The 3,142-nt window shown below is 64.8% G+C and carries 4 protein-coding genes and 1 pseudogene; 1 reads left to right on the top strand and 4 read right to left on the bottom strand.

What is annotated here, in order from left to right; translation table 11 throughout:
* Positions 1-101 precede the first annotated feature (101 nt).
* The 4 genes and pseudogenes from merA to XM53_RS22145 form a co-directional block, all read right to left on the bottom strand.
* Positions 102-1,526, bottom strand: coding sequence for a mercury(II) reductase (gene merA / locus XM53_RS22160; RefSeq protein ID WP_144435656.1), 1,425 nt, complete (start codon positions 1,524-1,526; stop codon positions 102-104).
* 4 nt (positions 1,527-1,530) lie between these two features.
* Positions 1,531-1,769 (bottom strand): annotated as a pseudogene (gene merF / locus XM53_RS22155) (mercury resistance system transport protein MerF).
* 4 nt (positions 1,770-1,773) lie between these two features.
* Complete coding sequence (locus XM53_RS22150; protein ID WP_057796972.1) at positions 1,774-2,079, bottom strand: heavy-metal-associated domain-containing protein; 306 nt, start codon at positions 2,077-2,079, stop codon at positions 1,774-1,776.
* An 18-nt stretch (positions 2,080-2,097) separates the two neighbouring features.
* Positions 2,098-2,487 (bottom strand): mercuric transporter MerT family protein, encoded by a 390-nt coding sequence (locus tag XM53_RS22145; protein WP_057796974.1) that lies wholly within the window; start codon positions 2,485-2,487, stop codon positions 2,098-2,100.
* A gap of 76 nt (positions 2,488-2,563) precedes the next feature.
* On the opposite strand from XM53_RS22145, the gene XM53_RS22140 reads away from it, so the two are divergent.
* On the top strand, positions 2,564-2,980 hold the full coding sequence (locus XM53_RS22140; protein WP_057796971.1) for a MerR family transcriptional regulator: 417 nt from the start codon (positions 2,564-2,566) through the stop codon (positions 2,978-2,980).
* Positions 2,981-3,142 lie beyond the last annotated feature (162 nt).

Below are 3,142 nucleotides of genomic sequence, written 5' to 3'. Positions count from 1 at the left end.
CGCGCAAGGCGCGCGGGGTCTTGCCCGAAAGTGGGGTCATTTCGCCTGCCTTGCTCGTCTTAGACACGCTTGAGGGTCCAAGCTGGATAAATCTGCTCGTTTCATCCAGCGCAGCAGGACAGTTTGGCGACATCCTTGTCGAAGGTCTGCGCGGCGAGCTTCAGCGCCTCGACCGTGGTAAGATAGGGAAAGATCGTTTCGCCGAGCGCCTTTGTCGTCATGCCGAACTTCAACGCCATGGCGAGCGTCTGGACACTGTCGGCTCCCTCCGGCGCCATGATGACGCCGCCCAGCAGGCGGTCGGTCTGCGCATCCGCGACCAGCTTGATCAGGCCCCGGGTATCGCGGGCCGCTAGCGCGCGAGGCACGTTGTCGAGGGTAAGCACGCTGGTCTTGACGTCATGACCCGCCGCACGCGCCTGCGCTTCGGTCAGCCCGACTCCGGCCACTTGCGGATCGGTGAACACCACCCAAGGCATCGATGCGTTGTCGTAGCGCTCCGTCCCGCCCAGAACGGCGTTGCGGGACGCGAGCTTGGCGCCATAGGCGGCCATGTAGACGAACTGATCGCGGTCGGTCACATCGCCGGCCGCGAAGATGCCGGGCTTCGTGGTCTGCATGTCGTCGCCCACCCGGATCGCACCGCGTGCGTCGGTCTCGACACCCATCTCCGCGAGGCCCAGCCTCTTGGTGTTGGGCGCACGGCCCGTGGTCAGGACGAGGCGGTGGGCCGTCAGATCGCGGTCGGTACCGTCCACCGTCACGGACAAAACCGCGCGGTCAACATCACGCCGCGCGGCGTGGTAGGTCGCGCCATCTAGGACGCGCAAGCCTTCGGCGCGCAAGGTCGCCGTGAGCGCCTCGGACACCTCCGGCTCGGTGTGCGGCAACAGGCGCGAGCGGCAGACGATGGTGACGTGGGTGCCCATCCGCGCCATCATCTGCGCCAGCTCCACGCCGATATAGCCGCCGCCGAGGAAGATCAGGCTGTCGGGCAAATGGTCCAGCGCCAGCAGCGACGTGCTGTCGAGCGTCGGTGCTTCGAGGATGCCAAGGATATCGGGCACGGCGGGTCTGCCGCCTGTGGCGACGATCACCTTGGGAGCCGTGATCTTGCGCCTGCCGACTTCGACACCGCCGGGGACGAGCTGCGCCGGACCCTCGTCGATATAAGTCACTCCATCGTAGCCCGGCAGCAGGTCGGCGTACTTCTTCTGGCGCAGCGTCGCGACCAGATCGTCCTTGGCCACAACCAGCGCCGACCAGTCGGCAACCTGCGCCTCTCCGCTGAGGCCCGGGAAACGATGCGCCGACTGCGCACTGTGGAGGGCTTCCGCAGCGCGGATCATCGTCTTGGAGGGCACGCAGCCCACGTTCACGCAGGTCCCGCCGATGGTGCCATGCCCGATGAGCGCGACCCGCTTGCCGCCCTCGGCGGCGGTGATCGCGGCGGAGAAGCCAGCCGATCCGGCGCCGATCACGGCAAGGTCGAAATCGCCCGTGGGTGCCTTGGTTTCGTATTTCATGAACTCATCCATTTTCTTGAGATGCCCTGCGCCGCTGCCGCCGCCAGACGGCATAGATGGTCAGGCCGATAAAAAACGCCAGCGCGGGCAGCAGCACGTAGTCTATCCAGCCAAGCCAAGTCAAGCCGACAGGCCCACGGCGCCGAGAAGAACGACCAGGATCGGCGTGAAGCAGCAGAGCGCCGCGATGACGGTGCCGACGATCCCTGTCGCGATCATCTTGCGGTCGGTCTGCTCGCTCATCCCGTCAACCTGAGACGCGCGCCGGGTAGCCTGCATTGGCCGACGCGGTCGCGATCGCCTCGGCGCTGGTCGCGGCGGTGTCGAAGACGACAGTAGCGGTGCGCGCCTCGAAGTCGATCTCGACGGCGCGCACGCCATCGACGCCTTCCATCGCGCGCTTCACCGTCACCGGGCAGAGCGCGCAGGTCATGTTGTCCACCGCGAAGGTGACGGTCTGCTCGGCGGCGACGGTTTGCGCGACGGCAGGAATGGCCGTGATGGGTGCTGTGGCGGTCAGGCCGAACAGAACAAGGGCAAGGATCGTCTTCATGAGGGTGTCCTTTCGGGATCAGTAGAGAAGCGGGGCCCACCAGTCGATGGTGAGTGCAGCGACGACGAGTATCAGGGAAGCCCAGAGCGCGGTCTTGGTGATCCGCGCCGAGGATGGGCGCGCACAGTAGGAACCAGGCTCGCAGACGGTCGGCTTGCGCAAATACACCTGCCGGAACCCGGCCCCGATGAAGCCGAGCGCGATTACGGCAAAGATCGGCTTGTAAGGCTCCAGTGCCGTGAGGTTGCCGATCCAGGCGCCCGAGATGCCGAGAGTCAGAAGCACCAGCGGCCCGATGCAGCAGGCCGAGGCGAAAAAGGCGCCCACAACCCCGCCCGCCGCAAGCCAACCCTTTCGGGCGGGGCGATCCGCCGCTGAAGTGTCTGTTCTGTCGTCTGTCAGTGTCATGTCGCGCACCTCTCGTCTGTGGTTGATGATGGGTGTAGGGTCTGTAGTAACTACAGGCTCAAGAGGAAACCTGCCCATGACCGATCACGAACGCGAGAGCGGCTTAACACGCGGCGACCTGGCCCGGGCGACCGGATGCAACATCGAAACAATCCGCTATTACGAGAAAACGGGCCTGCTGCCTGACCCACCCCGGACCAATGCCGGCTACCGGATCTATGCCACCGCACACGCCACACGCCTGCGCTTCATCCTGCGTGCCCGGGAACTCGGGTTCTCCATGGAAAACATTCGCGGGCTTTTGGGGCTGGAGGACGGAGCCGCCCCGACTTGCGCCGACGTCAAGGAGAGAACAGAGCGCCACCTTGCTGATGTGCGTGCGAAGATTGCAGACCTCCGGCGGATCGAATCCGTCCTCGCTGCAACGGCATCCAGGTGTTCTGGCGCCGAAGTCCCCAACTGTCCGGTGCTCGACGCGATTTCTGGAAACTGAAAACTATGACACGAACTTCCCGAACTCTTGAAGCTCCCATGCATCGAACTGGAAGATTCAAGATCGTGCCGCTACCCATATCTTGAATCGCCCCTGGCCGGTCACCTCGCGGATCAAGCCTCGCGCTTCCATCCAGGCGAGATTGCGTTGAACGGCGGCACG

The sequence above is a fragment of the Roseovarius atlanticus genome (assembly GCF_001441615.1).
Taxonomy (GTDB): Bacteria; Pseudomonadota; Alphaproteobacteria; order Rhodobacterales; family Rhodobacteraceae; genus Roseovarius; species Roseovarius atlanticus.
The sequence above is the reverse complement of the archived record's forward strand: the minus strand, read 5'-3'. Positions and strand labels throughout refer to the sequence as shown.

Coding starts and splice junctions, on each gene's coding strand:
- merA (WP_144435656.1), bottom strand. CDS start 1,526: ATGAAATACGAAACCAAGGCACCCACGGGCGATTTCGACCTTGCCGTG.
- XM53_RS22150 (WP_057796972.1), bottom strand. CDS start 2,079: ATGAAGACGATCCTTGCCCTTGTTCTGTTCGGCCTGACCGCCACAGCA.
- XM53_RS22145 (WP_057796974.1), bottom strand. CDS start 2,487: ATGACACTGACAGACGACAGAACAGACACTTCAGCGGCGGATCGCCCC.
- XM53_RS22140 (WP_057796971.1), top strand. CDS start 2,564: ATGACCGATCACGAACGCGAGAGCGGCTTAACACGCGGCGACCTGGCC.